The sequence below is a fragment of the Shewanella sp. BJSY2023SW005 genome, from assembly GCF_047314585.1.
GTDB lineage: Bacteria > Pseudomonadota > Gammaproteobacteria > Enterobacterales > Shewanellaceae > Shewanella > Shewanella algae.
Genome location: NZ_JBKORJ010000024.1, coordinates 97865 through 119287, shown reverse-complemented (window position 1 = coordinate 119287; position 21423 = coordinate 97865). Strand labels below are relative to the sequence as shown.

The window sequence follows — 21423 nt, the reverse complement described above, 5'->3', positions numbered from 1 at the left end:
GTTGCCAAAGGAATGACCATTCTGGGTAACGTGGCATCCGGCTGACGTGGATTTCTGTGACAGCTACCTTGAAATACCGTGGAGGTAAAGATGGAATTTGCTCCCAATAATATTGATTACTCGGGATCTGAGCAGTTTGAGCGGGACTGGAAACAAGCTTCAAAACAGATTTTTGAGCACGTTAGGCCACTGTTCGAGCCTTATGCAGGCAAGCTGCGCTGCTCGCCGGATCTCAAGGATAAAGCGGCATGGCTGAAGTTTGAGAACCCTCATCCCGAAGTGCACTTGCTGGCCGTTTGTTTCAGCCGGGTCTGCACCAATTCGGTGCTGGATATTCGCGTCTGGTTTCGACAGGAACAGCGCGGCGCTTACGACCTGTTATCTCAGGCCGAACCCTTTATCTTCAACGAAACCCCATTGATAAAATCGGTGGGAATGAATCCAAGGACGTCCTGGGCATCACAGCTTCGCGATAAAGACCTTGATGTGGTCGGCATTCAGTACGGGTACCGACAAGGGTACTTTGCCGACGAAACCAGCATAGCGGAAGGAATAGCGAGTTTACTCAAGGACTTTGCACAGTATCTTCTAAGGGTATTGGAAGGACAATGTGAGCAAACTGCTGTTCCGGACACGACCGAAGCTTTGGACGAGGCCGCGATAGTAGTTGAGGCTGGTGCAACAGCAAAAAGGTTACAGTGGATAGCGGATCGTCAGGGTCAGCCCGCGTTTCGGCAGAAATTACTTGAAGCCTATGAAGGGTGCTGTTGTCTGTCAGGAACTGCGGTTCCTGAGGCGCTGGAGGCGGCGCATATTATTCCCTTCAGTGAGCGCAGGGCTAACGACATCTGCAATGGTTTGCTACTGCGGGCTGATCTTCACACCCTGTTCGATTTAGGACTAATCAATATCTGTCCGGACACACGTACAGTAGAAGTAGCCGAAATGCTTCGAGAAACAGAATACGGCAAACTGGCAGGAAAACGATTACACGAACCTCTCTCACCAGATGCAAGGCCCTCAGCTGATGCCTTGAGGTGGCGCACTCGTCATATCTGGAACTCTGAAGGTATGTAGACGACTTACTTATCAGTAATGGCTGCAGTGGGATCTACCTTAGGTTGTTGTTTAAATTTCTATCGCTGTAAACAAACTTACAATAAGGTAAAAATCCCATAGATATTTAGATGAGCACTCTACGGCAAAAGTTTAAGTGTATGAATTTAAATTGTTATTTATGTTGGCACTGAATCTGCTCTATCTCTGGCACAGGCAACCAGGAGGCAGAACGATGAGACATCAAACCGATTATTCCCCATCTTCAGGCATTGATTGCACAGCGGATGTTGAGCTGGCGGCACATGCCCGCAAGCGCATGGATCAGCGTGGCGTATCCGAGCAAGCGGTATTGCTTACCCTCAGGTACGGCCGAAAAATTCACTCACGCCGTACCGTGTTTCATGTGATTGGCCGTAAGGAGATTGCCCGCTATGGCAAGCAGGTGCCAGAGCTGCTTGCCCTGGATGGAGTTCAGGTGATCACCTCCCAGGGTGAGCATATGGTGGTGACTGTGTACAGGAATCACGATCTGCGCGGCATCCGTCCGACCAAGAGAAAGCACCGGCATCTGCATTGAACAGCAAATAGTTATGCTACGGCATGACTCATTTTCAGTGATTAGGGGCAGCATTTCTTGTGGGTTGAAATACCAGCAAACAATATTTTAATTTCAATAAATCATTGACTTAAGTCACAGCGCACAAGACATTATCAGGCGAAGATGTGTGAAGGGTTGGTCGCTGTGTCGACAGCTTCGCCGTTTCATTGAATGGATCAGGTCGAGAATATGGAAGTGATGTTCGATATCAAAAAGGCCAACAAGGCCGGCACCGATGGCTCTGAGCACTACATCGTAGAGTTCGATGACATGGCGCTGATGCAGCTGTTTGGTGCTGAATCCCAATATTGTCTGGTGACAGCTACCGCCGGCGAGGGCGTTGGTGCAGCCCCCTACACCACACTCAAATGTTTAATATCGCAAAGCGTCGCACAGACGCACGTTAAGCCTGCAAGCCAGGTTGCGTCACTTGCGTCAACACAATAGGAGCGTTACCTGCACAATAGTCAGGGATGATAAGGCCATCAGATGACAAGATTCGTGTCTCCTCCCAAAGCGGAATTTCACAAACTCCGCCAGCCCCTCACCAAGGGCGAGAGGATGGTGTTTGAGTTTTTTGATACCCATTTGCCGGAGCATTGGGATATCTATATGCAGCCGCATCTGAACGGTTTACGGCCCGATATTGTGTTGTTGAGCCCAAAAATCGGCATTGCGGTGTTTGAAATTAAAGACTGGGATCTCAGCGCCATGGAGTATTGGGTCGACATCCAGCCCAATAAAACGCCCAAACTGATGGGGCGTAAAGATGGTAAGTCCTTCTCGTTACACAGCAAAAATCCAATTGAGCAAGTTCACCGCTACAAACAGGAAATTTTTGAACTCTACTGTCCCCGCCTGGAAAGCAAAAGAGGGTTTGGCGCTATCACCGCAGGGGTGATATTTCCCTTTGCCGATGACGAGCAGCTTTTGAGGTTGTTTGCACCCTGCCTTAAACACCGGGAAGTGGATAAATACCCTATGCTGTATCCGGTTATTGGCCGCAACACCTTGCAAGGCGGAAACATGAAAGCGGTATTCCCCAAGGGGGAGTCATTTTATTCCCCTGTAATGAATGACGACATGTACAAGGATTTACGTAACTGGCTCGTCGAGCCCGATTTCGCTCAGACACAAAGGCGGCCACTGGAACTGGATAAAGACCAGCGGGCACTGGTTTCCAGCAGAACTGAGTCAGGCTATCGACGGATAAAAGGCGCGGCAGGTTCGGGCAAATCTCTGGTGCTGGCCGCGAGGGCGGCGGAGCTGATAAGTCAGGGTAAGCAGATCCTGGTGGTGACCTTCAACATAACCCTGCTGCACTACTTGATGGACGTGGCAGTGCGCTGGCCGGGTGGTAAAGGTAAGACTCGCTCCAGTATCACTTGGCTAAATTTCCACGCCTGGTGCAAGCGGGTTTGTGCTGATGCCGGTGCAGATGAAGAGTATCGGCAACTCTTCCATTTGGGGAACAATGAGGCTGATAAACATGTAATCGACGACCTGGTGCCAGCCTTGGTTGAGAAAATCATTCGGCATGACTTTGACGGCAATGTTGCCCGTTACGATGCCATTTTGGTCGATGAGGGCCAGGATTTTTTGCCCCACTGGTGGAGTGTGCTGAGGTTGGTGTTAAATCCCGGTGGCGAAATGCTGCTGGTGGCTGATTCGACTCAGGACGTCTATGGTACTGCGTCCCGATGGACTGATGAGGCAATGACCAATGCAGGGTTTCGCGGCCCTTGGTCTGAACTCAGTATCAGTTACCGACTGCCGCAACGAATTCTTGAGCTTGTTCAGGACTTTGCACAGCAATTCCTTCCTCCTGAACAGGTCAATTTGCCAAAGGGGCAGCAACTGGGCCTGGATTTGGAACAGTCTTATTTAAAGTGGGTGCAAATAGATGCACATCGGACCGTGGACAGCTGTTGTACCGCGCTGCTGGATCTCATCAAGCATGACACGGCTCAACCGCTGGCGATTGCGGATCTGACGTTACTCTGCAGCCACAAGGCAACCGGTCAGCTGGTGGTTAATGCACTGGCGCAAAAAGGCATCCGAGTTATCCATACCTATGACAATGACGAGCGAGAATGCAGGCGGCAAAAGGTTGGTTTTTACATGGGGGATGCCCGGGTAAAGGCCACAACTCTGCACAGTTTTAAAGGCTGGGAGTCGCGCGCCATTGTGATATGCATCGGCGGCAAACTGAAAACCACTGATCTGGCGCTGTTTTATACCGGCCTTACACGACTGAAGAGACATCCCGACGGCAGTTTTCTCACAGTGGTATCAAGTGCGCCGCAACTGAGAGACTTCGGCCAACGCTGGCCGGTATTCGAATCGCTCGAGAGCGTCATGGCATGAACCGCCTGATGGACGAGAAATGCAACGTTGCTGAAGGATTGTATGTAAATATAGTTACACATTAGTAAGTTAATTTACAGGAGCAATGTGATTCATTGACGTGACAAATCTTTAAGTCATTGAAGTCTATTGGATAAAACTTTGGCATTGCTTGTGCAATTCACTAGACAATTCGTTCTATTGTATTGCACTTGTATAAAGCAGTTACTAAAGAGCAAATCAGTTTTACTGAACTGAAGATTATTGGCTTAACACTTCAGGTATAAAGATGAGTGACAAAAGCCTTCACGCAATGGAATTGAAATTGAGAAACAATACAGGAGTATTACTGATGTTTGACCCCAAAAAATTCACCACCACAGCAGCCAAACCACTTCCAGTCGTCTTACTTCTGGATGTTAGCTCCAGTATGTCCGGAGATAAAATCGAGAACCTTAACAAGGCCGTCAAGGATATGCTGGACACCTTTGCGCAGGAAGAGAAGATGGAGACTGAGATACTTGTTTCTGTCATCACATTTGGTAATCAAGTAGAGCTGCATGTTCCCTACACCAAGGCTTCACAGGTGCAGTGGCAAGGTTTGCAGGCAAACGGTATGACCCCGATGGGAACCGCCCTCAAAATGGCCAAGGCCATGATTGAGGACAAAAGTACAACATTGGGAAAATTTCGTATTCCACAAGTCATTCTCATATCTGATGGACAACCAAACGATGAATGGGAAAGCCCGTTGGAAAATTTTATCAAGGAAGGACGTTCATCCAAGTGTTTTTGTTGGGGAATGGGAATTGGTAAAGATGCTGACATTTCAGTATTAGAGAAATTTATATCGCAAACACCTTACATAGCTAATGATACCAAAAATCGTGTTTTTAAGGCGAGTGAAGCAAGAGAGATTCATAAATTTTTCCGGCTATTAACTATGCAGGTTTTGAGCCGTTCACGATCGGAAAATCCGAATGTTATACCAGCTTCCATTGAGCTGGATAAAAATACGAAATCAAATATTGCAGCGTCGGCCACTGCTGAGAACGATGAACAAGGTTATTGGTAGGAGAGCAAAATGGATAGGAATCAGGATAATTTGGATTTACCAGCACTGATAGCGAATGGCGCATCTCATGGTGAAGCTCAGGCAGATGCTTTAGCTGAACAGATAAAGGTTACGCCGGAGGGTGCAAAAAAAGCTCGTGGAGTTATAAGTTCATTTGTTCGCTCCTACAGAGATAAATCTCCTGAACTATCCAATAAGGCTTGGCTTTGTCTTGAGTTCGCTAAATATCCAGATATTTGGCAGACGGAAGAAGAGATCGAACAAACCGCTGGCGAGATTGTTGAGGAGGTGGCGGTTTTCAAGTCTTCTCAGCGAGAGTTGACGGAACACCACAGTAAAGGATTAAGCACTAACAACTGGTTGGCTGGGAAAATTGAGCAAGGTGCAACTGCAGGTGGTGTTACTAACTTCGGAGCTTACGCTACGAAAATTGATACAGCCATTGAGACGGCAAACAAAGCAAACATTGATTTGCTTTACCGAAATGATGGCCAGTTGAATCAGCAGCTTAATCTGGATGGTTTTATTGCTGAACAACACCATGTTGATACCTTCAATCTCGATGCGGTAGCTAAAGGCAGTGAATACCGTGCCGAAGTATTACAACCCAAACCCGGCCAGACATATGGCAAAAATTCAGTTGATATTGTGATTAAGGATGGTGAAGGAAAAATTGTACGTCGCTATCAGGCTAAGTATGGGGCCGATGCGGATGCGACAGACACCTTGCTTAAAAAAGGCGATTACCGAGGGCAGCGCAAGTTAGTGCCTGAAGGGCAGTCTGAAGATATTTCTGGAAGCACTGAAACAATCGAAATTGATGGTGTCGAATCTAAGCCGCTTTCTAAACAGAAGGCCAAAGAGAGGCAACGCAGGGCCCAAGAAGAAGCTGAAGCCAAACAATATGATTGGAATGAGACAAGCCGGATAGAAATTGCAGAAAATATAGGGAGAAAAGCTGGTGCTGCGGCTCTTTTGTCTGTCGGATTTCAAGGAGCTCGCATTCTTGGCCGGAGGATCTGGAATGGAGTAACAGGGAAAGACAATAAAAGTGTTGAAGAAGACCTCCAGGAGTTTGTGCGGAGCTCCCTAAAATCGGCAGCAACCTCGGGAATAACCGTTGCTGTTACTGGTGCAGTTACCGTAGCAGTAAAAAGTGGCTGGTTGGGTAATGTCTTAAAAAACACACCCGCTGGAAGAATTGCCAATGCTGTTTGTATCGGTATCGAAAATACGAAGATTCTCTACAAATTCTCAACGGGAGAAATTACCGGTGCAGAAGCACTCGATCAGGCTGGCAGTGCCACATGCAGCCTTGTGGGAGGACTTGCTGGTGGAACCAAGGGAGCTAGCATAGGTGCTGCGCTGGGAACAGTTCTAGGACCAGTTGGTACAGCTATTGGTGGTGTTGTCGGTGGTGTAGTCGGTGGAATTGCAGGAAGTACCGTTGGTGAAGCTATATATGAAGGTGGAAAGAAGATTGTATCTACAGTCGTTAATTCCGTTAAATCGCTTTCTTCAGCAATAAGTAGTGGTGCTTCATCGTTCTGTAGTGGCGTAGCCTCTCTATTTGGATTTTAAATATGGATATTAAGGGAATTGTTGAGGCCATTCGTTCCGGTGTGTCAGGAATTCAGATATTGGGCCAGGACTTTAGTCGAATCGATGAAGAAATCGAAGCTGTTGCCACCCAACTGAACTTCAAAGTAAAGGAATGGAACCTAGGATATGGTTGGGTTGATTTCAAGACAAAAAGGGCTCTGAAACCGGAGCAAGAGGCATTACTGTATCAGGATCTTAAAGCAATCGCTGATGACGATCCGACGGGTAAGATTTATGTCATACAGAACGGCTATTCCGTATTGAAAGATGACATTAGAGCCATTGCTAGATTGCACCAGGAACTGTTAAGGATCAAGCGTCACTTTAAAGGGCAGGCTGCGATCTTTTTAGTGTCTAAAAATAGTATAGAATTTCCAGAGCTTGTGGATCTTTTGCTCCCTTTCTCTTGCTCTCCTCTTTCGTTAGAACAGGTTGATGAAATTCTTCACACTCTCTTGCACGAGTGTTCTATCTCTGTTAGTACCGCAGTGCGTAATTCTCTTAAATCCATATTTTCAGGTATGGAGCGCGAAATGGTGTTTCAAATATTCGAAACGCTAAAAAATAAATATGAGAGCTCATTTTCCCAGGAATCTGTGGGTGATGCTTTGGCCCTGAAAAAGAGAGAGTTATCTCGCTCAGGCTTATTGGAGCTGGTCGATAGTAAAATAGATATTGGCCACATAGGCGGGTTGGAGCGGCTCAAAAGTTGGTTACGTAACAAGAAACACATCATTGATGATTTAACGAAAGCCCAGAGCTTGGGTATCTCGCCCCCAAAAGGTGTGCTTTTAGCCGGTATGCCTGGATGTGGAAAATCTATGACTGCAAAAGCGGTTTCTTCATTATTCAATGTTCCTCTTTTTCGCTTAGACATCGGTTCTTTGATGGGTAAATTTGTGGGCGAGAGTGAAGCCAATATGAAGGCCGCCTTAAAGGTCGCAGAACAAGCGAGCCCTTGTGTTTTATGGATCGATGAACTTGAAAAAGCCTTTTCAGGAATTAATGGAACAGGGGGAAGCACCGAAATAACAACCCGTCTCTTTGGTTATTTTCTAACTTGGATGCAAGAGAAGCCTGGAGCTGTATTTGTTGTAGCAACAGCAAATGACATTTCCAATATCCCACCAGAGCTATTGAGACGAGGACGGTTTGATGAAATTTTTTATGTTGATTTACCTGGTGAACGTGAACGGAAGCAGATTTTCACCGTTAAAACAAATCAACTGACCAATCCCACTAAAGGACTCGACCTTGCAGAGTTGGCAATCCTGACTAAAGGCTTCTCAGGAGCAGATATTGAATGTGTGATCAATGATGCATTAGAGAGTATGTTCCGTAGTAATGAGTCTGTTCTAACTCAAGCGCTAATTAAGAAGCACATTGATCTAATTACACCAATAAGTATTGTTCTTAAAGAGAAAATCTCGATATACCAAGCTTTGTTTGAGAAATTTAGTCTCAAAGCCGCCTCCCTTGCAGACGAAGACCTTGATAGGATTGATGCACTAAGTGATAGCAGTGCTCTGTCGGATAGAGAAAATGCTGCATCAAATGAGTTTATCTCATCTGAAAAGCTCATAGAATTAGTTAAAGATCAAAGCCCATTAGTTCGTCAAGCAGCCTTAAAAAATCCTCAATGTCCATATGCAGCCTTGCAACAAGTGGTAAATCAATATAGAAAGTTTGATTTCAACAAACCCGGCTCATGGAGTGACAACGAAGTAACAAAAAAAGAGCTCGAGCTGGCATTGCTGCATCCCAATATGAGTGGAAAGCTCATTCTCGATCTCTATGCAAAGAAGTTGATGGATGTTCAAAAGATTTTATCACTGACTCATAAGCTTTCTTTTGAAGAACGAAAAACAATATTTGATACGGCAATAATAAAATTGCCCAGGTCTATTACCACAGGTACGGTGCAGAATATTTCATGCCGTACAGGCAATATCGTTAACTATAACGACATTATTATTGAAATAGATAATGAGGAAGGTAACACCCAAAAAGTCTGTGCCAATGTTGATGGTTTTGTTGCTAAGGTATGCGTCAAGATTGGTGAAACAATAAATGCAGGTGAACAGATAGCTCAAATGCTCGTACCAAAAGTCAAGGGAGTATAAATTGAAGAAATATTTAATGACATGGTACGGAATGACTGATTTCAGGGCCTCACTTGGACTGGAACAGACAACCGGCCCTGTTCTGGGTGCTTTGCTGGCGGAAGACTACACCGATGTGATCATTCTCGGTTTTACACGCCCGGATAGAACCGAAAACAAAGCTGATAAATTTCAGCAAAAAATTACAGGTGTCGAAGGCTCTGATCCGAATGCTGCAAGACAGTTTATCGATCTGTTTTCAAATACAGAGGATGCGCACCATCATTTCAATGAATGGCTAAAGAAACAGCTTAGGGGTGCCGGTAAAAAGGTCGATGTGCGTTTTCACCCTGTGGAACTGATGCATCTCAATGACACAGAAGGTATCTATGAGGCTGCGACCCAATCACTGAATGCGGTTGCCGCATCTGAAGGTGAAAAGCTCGTTACGCTCTACCTGAGTCCGGGGACTCCGGTTATGGCTTTCGTCTGGGCTTTTGTGGCCCTGAGGCACCCGACGCTAAAAAAACGCCTTATCGTATCTTCTCACCCAGGAAGGCCTCCAGAAAGAATCGTCTTGCCCAACGAGTGGCTGGAATGGCACGGAAGACAGGTTCGAACAACCAATACGGAATCTGATAAGTATGATGCCATTTTTCACCTGTTCGGCGAACAGCGGATGCCGAACCTGCTTGGCGTGATCCAGTTTTCAAGCCGGAAGCATATCTTTGTGAATTCCGCACAGTTCCCTGCCGATGTCATGAAACAGTTTCTTGGAGAAGCTGAATACGGTGAAATTGCGGTGGACCCGTATGACCCTGAAAATGTCCGATCCACGGTTTTGGAACTGATCGCGAAAATGCCTGCCGATGCGAAGATCGGCTTCAACTTAACGGGCGGAACCAAGTTGATGTATGCAGGGGCGCTTGCCGCCTGTCGTAAGGTAAATGCAACGCCATTTTATTTCGATTTTTCAAAGAAACAGGTTATCAATCTTAATAGTTTCACTAAAACTGAGATTGTTTCAGTAGATTCGGTTGAAACATTTCTGAAGTTGAACGGTGATGGATTAACAGTATCGAAGCCTGGTCTTACAGAACAAAAACTTTCTCGAGAAATTATCAATGCTTCTCAGATAATCTGGGAAAATCGTAACTTGATCGCGTCTAAGTATCGTGAGTTAAAAAGTTATATTTTTGATGAATCATTCAAGAGTTGGGGGGATGATTTCTACGCTGAACTGACAATTGATAAACAAGCAAAGCTAACAATTGGCGGTAAGTCATTTGTGTTTGATGAATTCCCTGATTTTCTTGAGTTTCTGCTTGGTAAGTGGCTAGAGGTGTATATTTTTAGTGTGTTACTTCCTTTAAAGGAATCTGCTGTTCTAAAAGATTTACGCCTTGGGTTAGAGGTGTCTGTTGTGGACGTCGACTCCAACGATAACTTTAAGTATTACCATGATGGGTTTAAAGAAAATATCGGTTATCAAGAGTTTGATGTTATTTGTACCGATGGATATCGCTTATTCATTATTGAATGTAAAAGTGGAAAGGTTGAAGCGAACCATGTTTTGAAGTTGAGTGAAACTGCCAAACATTTTGGTGGTGTGAAAGGGCAAGGAATAATGATTTCGTCTTTTCGCCCCCCGCATCCTGTGATAAAGCAAAAATCAGATGACCTTATAAATTTGGAATGGTTTTTTGGTTGTGGTGCCTCTGAGCATTTGCTAAATTTTTTCGGGAAAATTTGAGATGGAACTTTTTATTTTTGTAGATGTTTCCGGCAGTATGAATGAAATGGGCAAAATCCATCTTCAGCGGAATCTGTGCCGATATGCGGCTCAGTTAAGGCTCATAGATCAGGAAAAATACTCGGGCTTAGGCATCCGCTTTTATCAATGGGCGCAGAATGTTTCTGAGGTCGTTTTGCAAAGCGACGGGGATATCCCTGCCTTAAACGCTGAAGGCTCATCGAACCTATGTGTTATCTCCGATTTTCTTTCCCAGCATCTGAATAATACCGGAAGGTCGATGCTTCTTATTCTGTCTGACGGCAATTTCCCCAATTCAGACATCGTAAGCTTTCAGAACCAACTGGGCTCATTCACCGACCTGATCATCCGGACAGTTGCAGTCGGCGCTGATGCCGACCTGTTGAAGTTGAAGAAAATCTCCACAAACAACACAGTTTACCTTTCGGAGAATATCGCTTCAGCGATTGACAGCACAATCTTTGGTTCTGATGAGCTGTTGACCGCGCCAGCATCCACAGCCCAGATTCTGCAATCCGCAACGGCTGAAATAGAAGAGCCAGAGGAGGATTGGGATGCTTGATCAACTCTGGAACAGCTGGGGTGCCTCAGTAATCGGCCCCCTACATGTTAAAGCCGAGATTCCCAATCAGGATTCTTGGATGGCACGCCGGTATAAATGGGGAAATGTCGTTGTTGTATCGGACGGCCTGGGCAGCAAGGCACATTCAGATCACGGTTCAAAAGCTGCCTGTCTTGCTGTGTTTGAGGCAGCCAAGAGCTACCAGAATACCCCTGATGCCAATATTGTTGATATTTTAGGGCTAATTCATGCCAACTGGCTTGTGAAAATAGCCCCGCACTCTTCAACAGATTGTTCGGCCACATGCCTTTTCGGCATTCAGAACGAAGGGATTATCACTCTTGGCCGCCTTGGTGACGGAATGATTGCCGCCATTGGAGAAACTGGCGAAAACCACCTTATTCTCAGTGATAACAAACTGGATTCTTTCTCTAACTACACAAACTGCCTTCAGCAGGAGTTTAAGCCAGAACAGTGGGAAACCGCGACGATTGAAAGCGCGGCATGCAATGCAGTTGTGCTATGCACGGATGGCATATCCGATGACCTGTTACCTGAAAAACAGATGGTTTTTGCACAGGAGCTTTACTCCACCTATGCAGACCTGGAGTCGGAGGAAAGAAAGAGGGATCTTAAGCGTTGGCTCAATGAATGGCCGGTTCCGGGACATTCCGATGACAAGACGATTGCCTGTCTGTTTAAGAAAGGAGGTTCAAAATGAGCCAAAGGTTCAATGAGTATGTGGATGAATATCAGAATGTACACATTCAGGACAAGGTGCTCGGTCAAGGTGGCCAAGGGGTCGTTTTCCGTACCAAGGACCCTGATGTGGCGATTAAGCTTGTTATAGATGAAGGCGGAACTCCGGTCACCGATGAGGAGTCGGTGGAACGGTACTCAAAGCGCTTTAAGCGCGTCCGGCTCCTGCCTCTGCCAGAAAACCTGAATATATCTGTACCGGCAGCTCTGCTTCAAAACAAAGCAGGTTATGTGATGCAGCTTTTGAGTGAAATGGTTCCGTTCAGTCATTTCTGGCTCGATGGCAAGTCTGCAGAAAATATTGGCCCAGACGATATCCCTGCATGGCTTTCGGCAATGCCGGAGAACGAAGCTAAAAAGATTGTTCATTATTATAGAACCGGAGGGCTCAGACGCAGGCTTCATGCGCTCTACAAATGCGCATCATTGCTGGCACGTCTTCACGGTAACGGCATGGTCTATGGCGATATTTCCCCCAACAATATCTTTATTTCAGAAGGGCTTGATGATTCAGCAGTCTGGCTGATTGATGCCGATAACATCCGATTTGAAATCACCGTAGGAGGAAGTGTTGTTTACACGCCCAAATACGGTGCCCCTGAGCTGGTGCAGGGTAAAGACGGTGGAAGACCTTCAAGCGATTGTCATGCGTTCGCGGTCGTGGCTTTCTACCTTCTTTCCCTGATTCACCCTTTTGTAGGGAAAAAGGTGGATAGAACGGATGAAGGTGACTGGGCTGATGAGGAAAATGATGAAGAGGATGTTGAAGATAAAGCCTATGCAGGGCTGTTCCCTTGGGTTGATGACCAAGATGATGATTCAAACTCTTCCGACAGCGGTCTGCCCAGATCCCTTCTCCTTACAGAGAAACTGACCACTTTATTTGAGAGCACATTCGGCTCAGGCAGGACAACACCATATCTTCGGCCGACCATTTATCACTGGCCTGAAGTTCTCGCTCAGGCAGCAGATATGACCGTCACGTGCTCGTGCTGCTCGATGAACTATTACTATGATTTCATTCACCCGGAAACAGAGGATCACAATTGCCCTTACTGTAAAACGCAGAGGCCGCAGGTGCTCATTCTTGAGTCTTACCGATGGAATGGTGCAGATAAGTCCTTACAATCGCCATCCTGGAGGTATGTGCGAGAGATCTCGCAGGGGGAAGAACTCACAGTGCCGAGACGAGTCTTTGATGAGTTTACAATGCTTGATTCGGATACTGCAGAGGTGCTCATCTCTCCAAGCAATAAAGGAATTCTGATTAAAAAGTCAGATCATGGGAAAGCTGATTTGTCCGTTGCTGCTGACAGTCCCCCGCGAAGTGGTTTTCAGAAGCTCTATTCACAGATGAAAATAGACCGGGTAACGCCGGATGTTCAGTTCTGGATGTTCGCACATTTGAATAGCCCTCGGTTGGTTAAATGCATGATCAGCGGAGGTGGCAAATGAGACTGAAAGATATAAATGCCGAAATCACCTTTGAATTATGGTTGAAACCGGAGCTGACCGGAGAGACTCCAAACATTGGTATTGGATATATCGCACCCAACAATAACGGGCAGGCATACAGATTAAGAGTCGATGGCCAGCAGTGGAGCGTGCAGCTTCGTGATCCCTCGGCAGAAAAGGATCTGAATTTTCATCTGAAAAGAGGTTGTGCGCATCTAGCAGAGGTGATGCAGGTCGCCAAGGACGGCAGTGCGCTTGTTAAAATCATCTTTTTCAATGGTGAAATCGTTGAAATTGGCGATGTGGAGATCGGCATTGATGAACGCATAGAATCAACGGCTAAAAGAAATGGCATTCGCTTCAATGGAGCTGAAGAGCTGGGGAGTGTATTAAACGACAAATGCAAAATCAGCGTTGGCGATGAAGATTTCTTTCTGCTTATGAGCGGCCCATCCGCCAAGGCTGACTTTGAAGCGGATATTCCAGAGGATGAAGACTCGCCCGATTCCCAAGCCGTTGTGCAGGAGAAGTACCGGGAATTCTCTATCTATGGTGAGAGAGTTCGTATCCCGGTTGAAAGGCGTAATGTCGATAAGTCAAAGGACATCTATTTTGCGACTAAAGCGCTCTTTAAGGATCAGCAGAAGAGTGAAGGAGCATTGCGTCTGGCAAGGGGGGCGGTCCAGTTTTCTGACTACAGCAAAACAGGTCGCATTCGGGCTTTAGCCGCTGGAGCGATGAGTCAACTTACCAAAGAGACCGGGAGTTACTTAAAACAATGGGACGAATACGGTGCAATTGAAGGTGAAATGCTGCTGGCCCGGGCCAAAGTTGTTGGCAGAATCGACTATCATGGCACTGAGCAGACAACAAAAGGTGTTAAGTTCTTTGTGTCGTCTATTCCGGATCAACTTACCGAAAGCGATGAGATAGAGATCACCTCCGAGGAGCCTTTATACCTCAAGAATCCTGATCTTACATGGGAAGCCTACAGCAAGGCTCTGGAAGAAGAATATAAATCAAAGAATGTCGTTGGTAATAATAAAGTTGCTAAAGAAAAAAGTACTGCGTTAACGCCCGTAGAGCTTGACGTAGAAAGGGAAAATAGCCAACCAAGCGCGAATAATTCGAAAAATATAGAATCGATATTCGCAAAGATTATCAATCTCTCTAACAGAAGTATCGAATTAGACCTGCCATCGATTCCGGCTGGTCAGATGTTTTTGATTCTGTCTATCAATGGAAACAAGATTCAGATTGAAAGACGAATTCGGGCACGTTCAGCCATTCTGGAAGGACGCTGTGCTAACCCGCTTCTCGGCCTGCTGATTGAAGAAGGTGGAACGCTCCCGGACATACAGCGAGTCACCAAACTAAAGCCTTTAACGTCCTTTGTGAAAGAGAAAATTTTCAAGCATGATCCAACTCCTAAACAGATAGAGGCCATCGATGTCGCATTAAACACCCCGGACATCGCTCTTATTCAGGGGCCGCCTGGAACAGGAAAAACAACGGTTGTTACAGCAATTCTTGAACGGCTCAACGAGGAATATGACAAAACCAAGTCGATAAGAGGTCAGATACTTGTCACCGGTTTTCAGCATGATGCCGTTGAGAATATCGTTGCGAGGCTGAGTGTTAATGCCCTTCCGGCAGTTAAGTTCGGCAGAAGGTCCGGTGATTCGGAATTTACGGAAGATGCCGTCACTGGAAAAATTAACAAATGGTGCGCCAATGTCGCCGAGAATATTCGAGACAAGAATCCTCAAATTGCTCAGACTGAGGATCAGGTAAGACTGGCAGAGCTGTTTGTCGCATATTCATTGTGTCCCTCTAAGAACAACACAGTCAGTTTAATGAAGCGTATTCTGGATTTGCCCAGAGACGTGATTTCTGAGGATATCACCAGTGAGGCTGAAGAAATCATCAATTCCCTGCAAACGGAACTGAAGCCGAATGATCCTTCCACCTTGCGGCTCGTTAGAGCCCTGCGTGTCAGTGATACAGCCTTTGAAGACGACGGTGCCGCAAGAGCGGTCGATTTGCTGGATAAGATCGAAGACGAACCGGCTAATCCAGATTTAAGCGTTCTTGAAAAAGCGGCTCGTTGGCGCAGCGGTAAGTCGCTGAGTTTTCTTTCAGAGCTCAGAGAGCTGAAAGAATCGCTGCTCTATAAATATCTGCCTTCACCTGATTTCAGCATAGACAAGTGTCGAGCTGACGTTTTGAATTTGAAAACAAAGGTTGATGCTGCGCTTAACAAATCGTTGACTTCGAAAAATAGACGGGATGCAATACTGGCTGAGTTTTTACATGAGCTTCAAGACAATCCTGATGGCATTCGTGAGGCCATAGAGGATTACAACTTTGTTTTTGCAGCTACTACGGGGCATTCTGAAGGAAGAGCGATAAGGAAAGCCAAAAAGAAATTTAAGGACGATGAATTTGTTAGATATGACACTGTCATCATTGATGAAGCGGCACGAGTAAGCCCTAGAGATCTGTTAATACCCATGGCTCAGGCAGAAAAACGGATCATTCTGGTTGGTGACCATCGTCAACTTCCCCACATGATTGATGAAGAGGTCGCGAGAGCTTTGGAAGGTGACGATTCATCCGAACCGCCGGTTGATGTCGATTTTGTGAAGAAAAGTATGTTTGAGTATCTGTTCAACCGCCTGAAAAAACTGGAGGAGAAAGATGACATCAAACGAACAGTGACGCTGGATGCTCAGTACCGAACACATCCGCTGTTGGGAGATTTTGCCAGCAATAATTTCTATCAGAAATATAACGAGGGCTACCGGTCTCCATTATCTGAGAGCCACTTTGAGCAACGCCTTCAGGGGATTGAAAATAAAGCCGCGATCTGGATTGATGTTCCAAATAGTCAAGGGAAGGAGGCTGTCTTGCCCAGCCGAAGCAGGCAGAGAGTATCTGAAGCCAAGGTTATAGCAGAGCACGTGAACAAATGGATTGGCTCTGAAGAAGGTTCCGGGCTGAGCTTTGGAGTAATCAGTTTTTATAAGGCACAGGTATTTGCTGTTTGTGAAGCCCTGCAAAAATTCGGCATCACGGAACGGGGACAGGATGGTACATGGCAGATATGTCAGGAATACCGCTTTCTTGAAAATGGCGAAGAGCGGCTCCGCATCGGCACTGTTGATGCCTTTCAGGGCATGGAATTCGATATTGTGTTTCTTTCCATGGTGAGGTCTCAGGACATGAACGCCTTGCCGCCTCATATAAGTAACCAGAAGGATTACAAAAAGAAGCAGCAAAAACTATTCGGCCATCTCATGTCGGAAAACCGCCTATGTGTGAGCATGAGTCGCCAGAAGAAGGTCTTAGCCATTGTTGGAGACTGCGTCCTTGCAAACACCCAGATAGCTGTGGATGCAGTACCGGCTCTAAAAAACTTCTATGATTTGTGCCATGAAAAGGGGGTGATCCTATGAATGCACCTTCAAATAAAAAAACGGCAAAAGATCTTCGCCCTAAAGTCATCAGTTTCCACACGGCATTGTATGGGTTGAACATCGCAGCCAGACAGAGTGTGCTATGGCCATGTCATGCCTTCAACATCTCTATTCCGCAAAAGAAAAAGAGCGGCCTCAATGTGTTTGAAGAAACTGTCTTGAAAATAACCGAGATAGAATCCGGCGACACAGAAAAGATTGCGCTGCTCACTTGTCTGGAAAAGGAACTGGTAGCTTTCATTCAGAATCGCCTTAACCAACTCGGCCTTTTAAATGAGCGATATGAGTTGTCTGAGCACGGACAGGAGCTTCTAAACGAGTGGCAAAATAAATCAGACAGAAATCTGGAATACACCGTGGCCACAGTGTTTGTAGATCTGCTGACCGGGAAGCTTCTACCCTATGTCAGCACGGAGCAGCTGAGCTATAAAAAAATCTCAAGGATGGGTGACAACGGATTTATTGATTTTTTAATCAATCCAACCGATGAGAAGTCGAGGGTCAGTGCAAGACAGATACGCCTTGCAAAAGACTCCTTCTGGAAAGCAGTTCCTGACACTAACGATATTATCAGAGCCATCAGAGAGTTTAAGAAGAAATATAAACGGCATGCTCTGTTGAACCAAGGTGTCGATCAGTACCCGCCTCCTTTGCCAGAAGCTGAAGCTGTATCAGTTAACGAAATTCCAGAATTTGTATATATACATTGTCAAGCATTTATCCAAATAGGGAATCCTGACCTTCTGGTGACGGATGGATGCGGCTTTGGCTTCTCTGAGAGCTTTGCCAATTACCTTACTTCTCAGGACTGGAATTGGGTCATAGATTTGAAGAATAAAGGGGTTATCGACAGACTGAGCTCCGACCGAAGCAATAGAGAGGCCGAGAATGAATCTTCAGCGGCGGACGGGATGAAGAAATATCCACGGGTAGCCCGCCCGCTCCGACGCGCACAAGAGTATCTGTCAGACGCTGAAAAGTTCGAGGTTGATTCATCCAATGATGAGCAGGAATACGCCCGTTTGACCGGCTTGGCGGTAGTTGCATTATATGAAGCCATAGAATGGGCGCTACGATTTGTTGTATCTGATAACCCTGTGACTCACTGGGAGCGCTTTTTCTCGTCACTGTCCTACCGGGAAAACGACAAGATACTGCGCTCGTTTGCTACCAAGACCGGGTTTGATGTTTCGGACAGCGTGAAGACCCTGCTTCAAGTGAAACCCGGCAAGATCAGAGCTGTTGACCGTGGTGTCTCCGAGATGCAGCCGCTACTGGCTCTGGCAATAGCCGGGGCGATAAATGATCCCAACCATCCGCTGAATCATCTGGCCTTTGATGACTCTGGATGTCTCTCCTTTATAAATGCGCTGAAAGAAGTCAGGGACCCGGTATCTCATGGAAGTTCACCAGATGTTGAACTCTCACTGGAAACCCTCAAGGGCTTTCGCGATAGAACCACTCGGCTCATCAAGTCGCTAATACCTGATATAACCGAAGATGCCTATACTGCTAAAACAAAGCAGGAAAGAGATATTGATCAGGTTAGATTGAAGGCCAGGATCGAACTGGACAAGTCATTGGGGCTTGGATTTGTTCAAAATATTTCCCCGTCAATACGGGAAGAGCTGGTCAAAGCAACGATATTAAGCCAGAAGGCGACTCTGGATAACGAACAGCTTCAGCGCTATATAAATTTGTTGGCGTCCATTATACAGTTGTCGTTGTTGGAAGTAGCGAAGGACTGGAGAACATTAGTCAAAAATCGAAATAACCTGAGGGATGAGGCGATTGAAAAAATCGTTCAATCTGGTTTTTATCCAGCGCCTGATGCAATACCAGTGCAAATTAGTACTGTAAATGCGGATCGACTATATCGTGCTACTCAAGGCTCAAGCACAACTCTTGGGGCTCAACTTCTTGCACTCTGTTTAGTCGCATCAGAAGGTGAATTGCTAGTTCTAAAAAGGTGTTTTCCGAATTGCTTTGAGCTTATCGCCAAGTTGATAAAACTTCGTGGTCACGGCAATCAGCATGAACTCGACTTTTCAAGGGAAAACTTGGAGTCATTAAAAATAAATGTATTCAAACTCGTCAAAATAATTATGGAAGTATTTTAATGGACTCTAAAAGAAATATTAACGCTCTGATTGCTACAGATAATAAAAAAGAAGAACAGACCGATAAAACAATAAACGTCAAAGAGGTAGCCCTGCTGAATAAACAGCAGGAACTGAAAGAGTTAGAGGACTCTTTAACTCAAAAAGAAACGGTTATTGCCCAAAATGAACAGGCGATAAAGACCGCTAAAGAAGCGATAGCCAAAAAAGAAGCGGAGTTGAATGACAAACGCGTTCTTCTTGAAGAGATGGAGCTTCAAGCAAAAAACGGCTTTCCGCAACTCTTTGAGGAAAAGTTCGCATCATTCAAAAAACAATTGGAACAGCGGGAAGCTAAGTGCCTGGCCGAGCTGGAATCTCTTGAAGGCGAAAAGGAAAAATTGCGGCAGAGAGTGGTCGCAGTTCAAAAGGCTGAACTCCAAAGGGACAATGGGTATGCAGATGCCCGAGCAAAGCTTGATGACGAGCTTTTCAATCTTCGGAAAGAACAGGAAAAGGAGCTGGAGTCAAAACGGGAAAACGCTCTGACTGCCATTGAAAAAGAACTCTCGGAGGAGAGGACGTCCAGAATAGCAAATTTGGAGCAAGAGATAGCTGAAAGGCTGAAAGCTCATGAAACGGCTATTCAACAGGATAAGGATGAACTCGAACAAAAAAGAAAGGCGATCCTGAAGGATCAGGCTGAGCTTGATGAGCTCAAGGATGAGCTTGAGTATAAAAAGCAGCGACTTCAGTCCAGCAAAGACCGTCTTGAGGAACGAGAAGCCAATTTGAACCTTGAGGTGGATGCTAAAGTTGTTGAACGGAAGCAATCTTTCGAGATTGAGAAGTCTGAGCTTAATGATGAAATTGCCCGTTTGAGAGAATCTATCAAAACGAGTAGCGATCTGATTTCAAACTTTAAAGAGTTGAAGCATAAACTCGGTGATGAAGACCCTGCCGCTGTTTTACTGAAACTCAAAACCTATGAAGAGGAAATTAAAAAGCTACGCGAAGACCTCGCGACACGTCCAACACAGGAGATGCAGGAAGCCTTTGATCGTTTGAAATCAGAACAGAGCAAATTGCAACTGGCCTGTGAACGACTCTCTGAAGAAAATGAGGTTCTCAGAAGTTCAGCACGTGCGCAGTCGGATCTTGAAATGCAGGTGGCGGAACTGACCGATAAAAACAAATCCCTGCAGAGGCGATTTGAATCTGTGGATGCCGATAATAACCGATTAATAGAGGAACTTAAGCGTTTACAGTCCTCGTACGAACGAGAACAGGATCGAGAGGCAAGGATTCGGGACATTGAAACTCCATACATTCAAAAGAATCTGCCTCGTGCGCAGGAGCAAATCAGTGAAATTCAATGGCTCGACCGAATTAGTACATCTTGTGCAGATTATGGTTTGAGATTTCCACGGCGAATACTGTATGCGTTTCATACAGCTTTAAAAACTGCTGAGTGGTCGCCTATGACCGTTCTATCTGGGGTTAGTGGTACAGGCAAGTCTGAACTGCCCAGACTTTACTCCCATTTTGGAGGTATCAACTTCCTGAGCCTATCTGTACAGCCAAATTGGGACAGTCAGGAATCCATGCTTGGCTTTTTCAATTCCATCGATAATAAGTTTGATGCCCAGCCAGTTCTGCGTCTATTGGCACAAAGTCAAAAGACACAGGTCGGTGACTATCCAGGTTTAGAGGATGTAATGAGCCTCATATTGATGGATGAGATGAACCTCGCTCATGTTGAGCTCTATTTTGCTGAATTTTTGAGTAAGCTTGAGCTTCGACGAGGTCGCAAAGGCAACGAGGTGCCTTGTCTGGAAGTGAAGCTTGGCGCAGGTATTCAACAATATGACCTGCCTCTTGGAAGAAATGTGCTTTGGGCTGGAACTATGAATCAGGACGAGACAACTAAATCCCTCTCGGACAAGGTTCTCGATCGAGGAATAGTAATCAACTTTCCACGTCCAACCACTCTGGAGAGACGCCGTCAGCTGAAACCGTTGGGCGAGCAAGCACCTCTGGTATCTCGTAAACTGTGGGAGAGTTGGTGGTGCAGAGAAAGTAAATTCAACGATGATCAGATTTTGCCATTTAAGGGTTTTATTGAAGAAATGAATAATTCTCTTTCTAAGGTCGGAAGAGCACTTGGGCATAGAGTTTGGCAGTCGATTGAATACTATATGGCTAATTATCCAGAAGTATTGGAAGCTCAGAGAAACAACGATGCCGCAAGCTTGGTCAAAGCAATGAAAGTCGCCTTTGAAGACCAGCTCGTTCAGAAGGTAATGCCTAAGTTGCGTGGCATTGAAACCCGAGGTAAATCCAAATCTGACTGCCTTGATAAAATTCGAACTCAGCTGGTGAATGACGATTATACAATAATCGATGACTTTGATCTGGCTTGTGAGTTTGGTTATGGTCAGTTCATCTGGAACAGCGCCAATTACTTAAAAGATGATGGGGTTGTGAACGGTCAGAAAATTGCGGAGAACTGA

Annotated in this window: 14 protein-coding genes; all 14 read left to right on the top strand. The window is 45.8% G+C overall.

Features of this window, described 5'->3' with window-relative positions; all coding sequences use genetic code 11:
* The first annotated feature begins 90 nt into the window (after nt 1-90).
* The 14 genes from ACMHXI_RS07140 (at nt 91) to ACMHXI_RS07075 (ending at nt 21423) form a co-directional block, all read left to right on the top strand.
* Nucleotides 91-1077, top strand: coding sequence for an HNH endonuclease (locus tag ACMHXI_RS07140; protein ID WP_413734521.1), 987 nt, complete (start codon nt 91-93; stop codon nt 1075-1077).
* 214 nt (nt 1078-1291) lie between these two features.
* Nucleotides 1292-1636 carry a DUF4258 domain-containing protein gene (locus ACMHXI_RS07135; protein ID WP_157823040.1) on the top strand — a complete coding sequence of 115 codons (345 nt, stop codon included), beginning with the start codon at nt 1292-1294 and terminating at the stop codon, nt 1634-1636.
* Between the two features lie 210 nt (nt 1637-1846).
* Nucleotides 1847-2104, top strand: a complete 258-nt coding sequence (locus ACMHXI_RS07130) for a hypothetical protein (RefSeq protein ID WP_101096308.1) — start codon at nt 1847-1849, stop codon at nt 2102-2104.
* Between the two features lie 114 nt (nt 2105-2218).
* A complete protein-coding gene (locus ACMHXI_RS07125; RefSeq protein WP_413734518.1) occupies nt 2219-4024 on the top strand; it encodes a UvrD-helicase domain-containing protein in 1806 nt (601 codons plus the stop codon).
* A 268-nt stretch (nt 4025-4292) separates the two neighbouring features.
* Nucleotides 4293-5078: a vWA domain-containing protein gene (locus tag ACMHXI_RS07120; RefSeq protein WP_413734516.1), complete on the top strand. Its 786-nt coding sequence runs from the start codon at nt 4293-4295 to the stop codon at nt 5076-5078.
* Between the two features lie 9 nt (nt 5079-5087).
* Complete coding sequence (locus tag ACMHXI_RS07115; RefSeq protein WP_413734514.1) at nt 5088-6659, top strand: hypothetical protein; 1572 nt, start codon at nt 5088-5090, stop codon at nt 6657-6659.
* 2 nt (nt 6660-6661) lie between these two features.
* Complete coding sequence (locus tag ACMHXI_RS07110) at nt 6662-8803, top strand: AAA family ATPase (protein ID WP_413734512.1); 2142 nt, start codon at nt 6662-6664, stop codon at nt 8801-8803.
* Nucleotide 8804: 1 nt separating this feature from the next.
* Nucleotides 8805-10535, top strand: coding sequence for a Card1-like endonuclease domain-containing protein (locus tag ACMHXI_RS07105; protein ID WP_413734510.1), 1731 nt, complete (start codon nt 8805-8807; stop codon nt 10533-10535).
* Nucleotide 10536: 1 nt separating this feature from the next.
* Nucleotides 10537-11118: a hypothetical protein gene (locus ACMHXI_RS07100; protein ID WP_413734508.1), complete on the top strand. Its 582-nt coding sequence runs from the start codon at nt 10537-10539 to the stop codon at nt 11116-11118.
* A complete protein-coding gene (locus ACMHXI_RS07095) occupies nt 11111-11839 on the top strand; it encodes a PP2C family serine/threonine-protein phosphatase (RefSeq protein WP_413734506.1) in 729 nt (242 codons plus the stop codon). The genes ACMHXI_RS07100 and ACMHXI_RS07095 overlap by 8 nt, the downstream gene beginning before the upstream one ends.
* Nucleotides 11836-13332, top strand: coding sequence for a protein kinase domain-containing protein (locus tag ACMHXI_RS07090; protein ID WP_413734504.1), 1497 nt, complete (start codon nt 11836-11838; stop codon nt 13330-13332). The genes ACMHXI_RS07095 and ACMHXI_RS07090 overlap by 4 nt, the downstream gene beginning before the upstream one ends.
* On the top strand, nt 13329-16790 hold the full coding sequence (locus ACMHXI_RS07085) for a DEAD/DEAH box helicase (RefSeq protein WP_413734502.1): 3462 nt from the start codon (nt 13329-13331) through the stop codon (nt 16788-16790). The genes ACMHXI_RS07090 and ACMHXI_RS07085 overlap by 4 nt, the downstream gene beginning before the upstream one ends.
* Nucleotides 16787-18931: a hypothetical protein gene (locus ACMHXI_RS07080; RefSeq protein ID WP_413734500.1), complete on the top strand. Its 2145-nt coding sequence runs from the start codon at nt 16787-16789 to the stop codon at nt 18929-18931. Before ACMHXI_RS07085 ends, ACMHXI_RS07080 begins: the two co-directional genes overlap by 4 nt.
* Nucleotides 18931-21423, top strand: a complete 2493-nt coding sequence (locus ACMHXI_RS07075) for a chromosome partitioning protein ParA (RefSeq protein ID WP_413734499.1) — start codon at nt 18931-18933, stop codon at nt 21421-21423. The genes ACMHXI_RS07080 and ACMHXI_RS07075 overlap by 1 nt, the downstream gene beginning before the upstream one ends.

Coding starts and splice junctions, on each gene's coding strand:
- ACMHXI_RS07140 (WP_413734521.1), top strand. CDS start 91: ATGGAATTTGCTCCCAATAATATTGATTACTCGGGATCTGAGCAGTTT.
- ACMHXI_RS07135 (WP_157823040.1), top strand. CDS start 1,292: ATGAGACATCAAACCGATTATTCCCCATCTTCAGGCATTGATTGCACA.
- ACMHXI_RS07130 (WP_101096308.1), top strand. CDS start 1,847: ATGGAAGTGATGTTCGATATCAAAAAGGCCAACAAGGCCGGCACCGAT.
- ACMHXI_RS07125 (WP_413734518.1), top strand. CDS start 2,219: ATGGTGTTTGAGTTTTTTGATACCCATTTGCCGGAGCATTGGGATATC.
- ACMHXI_RS07120 (WP_413734516.1), top strand. CDS start 4,293: ATGAGTGACAAAAGCCTTCACGCAATGGAATTGAAATTGAGAAACAAT.
- ACMHXI_RS07115 (WP_413734514.1), top strand. CDS start 5,088: ATGGATAGGAATCAGGATAATTTGGATTTACCAGCACTGATAGCGAAT.
- ACMHXI_RS07110 (WP_413734512.1), top strand. CDS start 6,662: ATGGATATTAAGGGAATTGTTGAGGCCATTCGTTCCGGTGTGTCAGGA.
- ACMHXI_RS07100 (WP_413734508.1), top strand. CDS start 10,537: ATGGAACTTTTTATTTTTGTAGATGTTTCCGGCAGTATGAATGAAATG.
- ACMHXI_RS07095 (WP_413734506.1), top strand. CDS start 11,111: ATGCTTGATCAACTCTGGAACAGCTGGGGTGCCTCAGTAATCGGCCCC.
- ACMHXI_RS07090 (WP_413734504.1), top strand. CDS start 11,836: ATGAGCCAAAGGTTCAATGAGTATGTGGATGAATATCAGAATGTACAC.
- ACMHXI_RS07085 (WP_413734502.1), top strand. CDS start 13,329: ATGAGACTGAAAGATATAAATGCCGAAATCACCTTTGAATTATGGTTG.
- ACMHXI_RS07080 (WP_413734500.1), top strand. CDS start 16,787: ATGAATGCACCTTCAAATAAAAAAACGGCAAAAGATCTTCGCCCTAAA.
- ACMHXI_RS07075 (WP_413734499.1), top strand. CDS start 18,931: ATGGACTCTAAAAGAAATATTAACGCTCTGATTGCTACAGATAATAAA.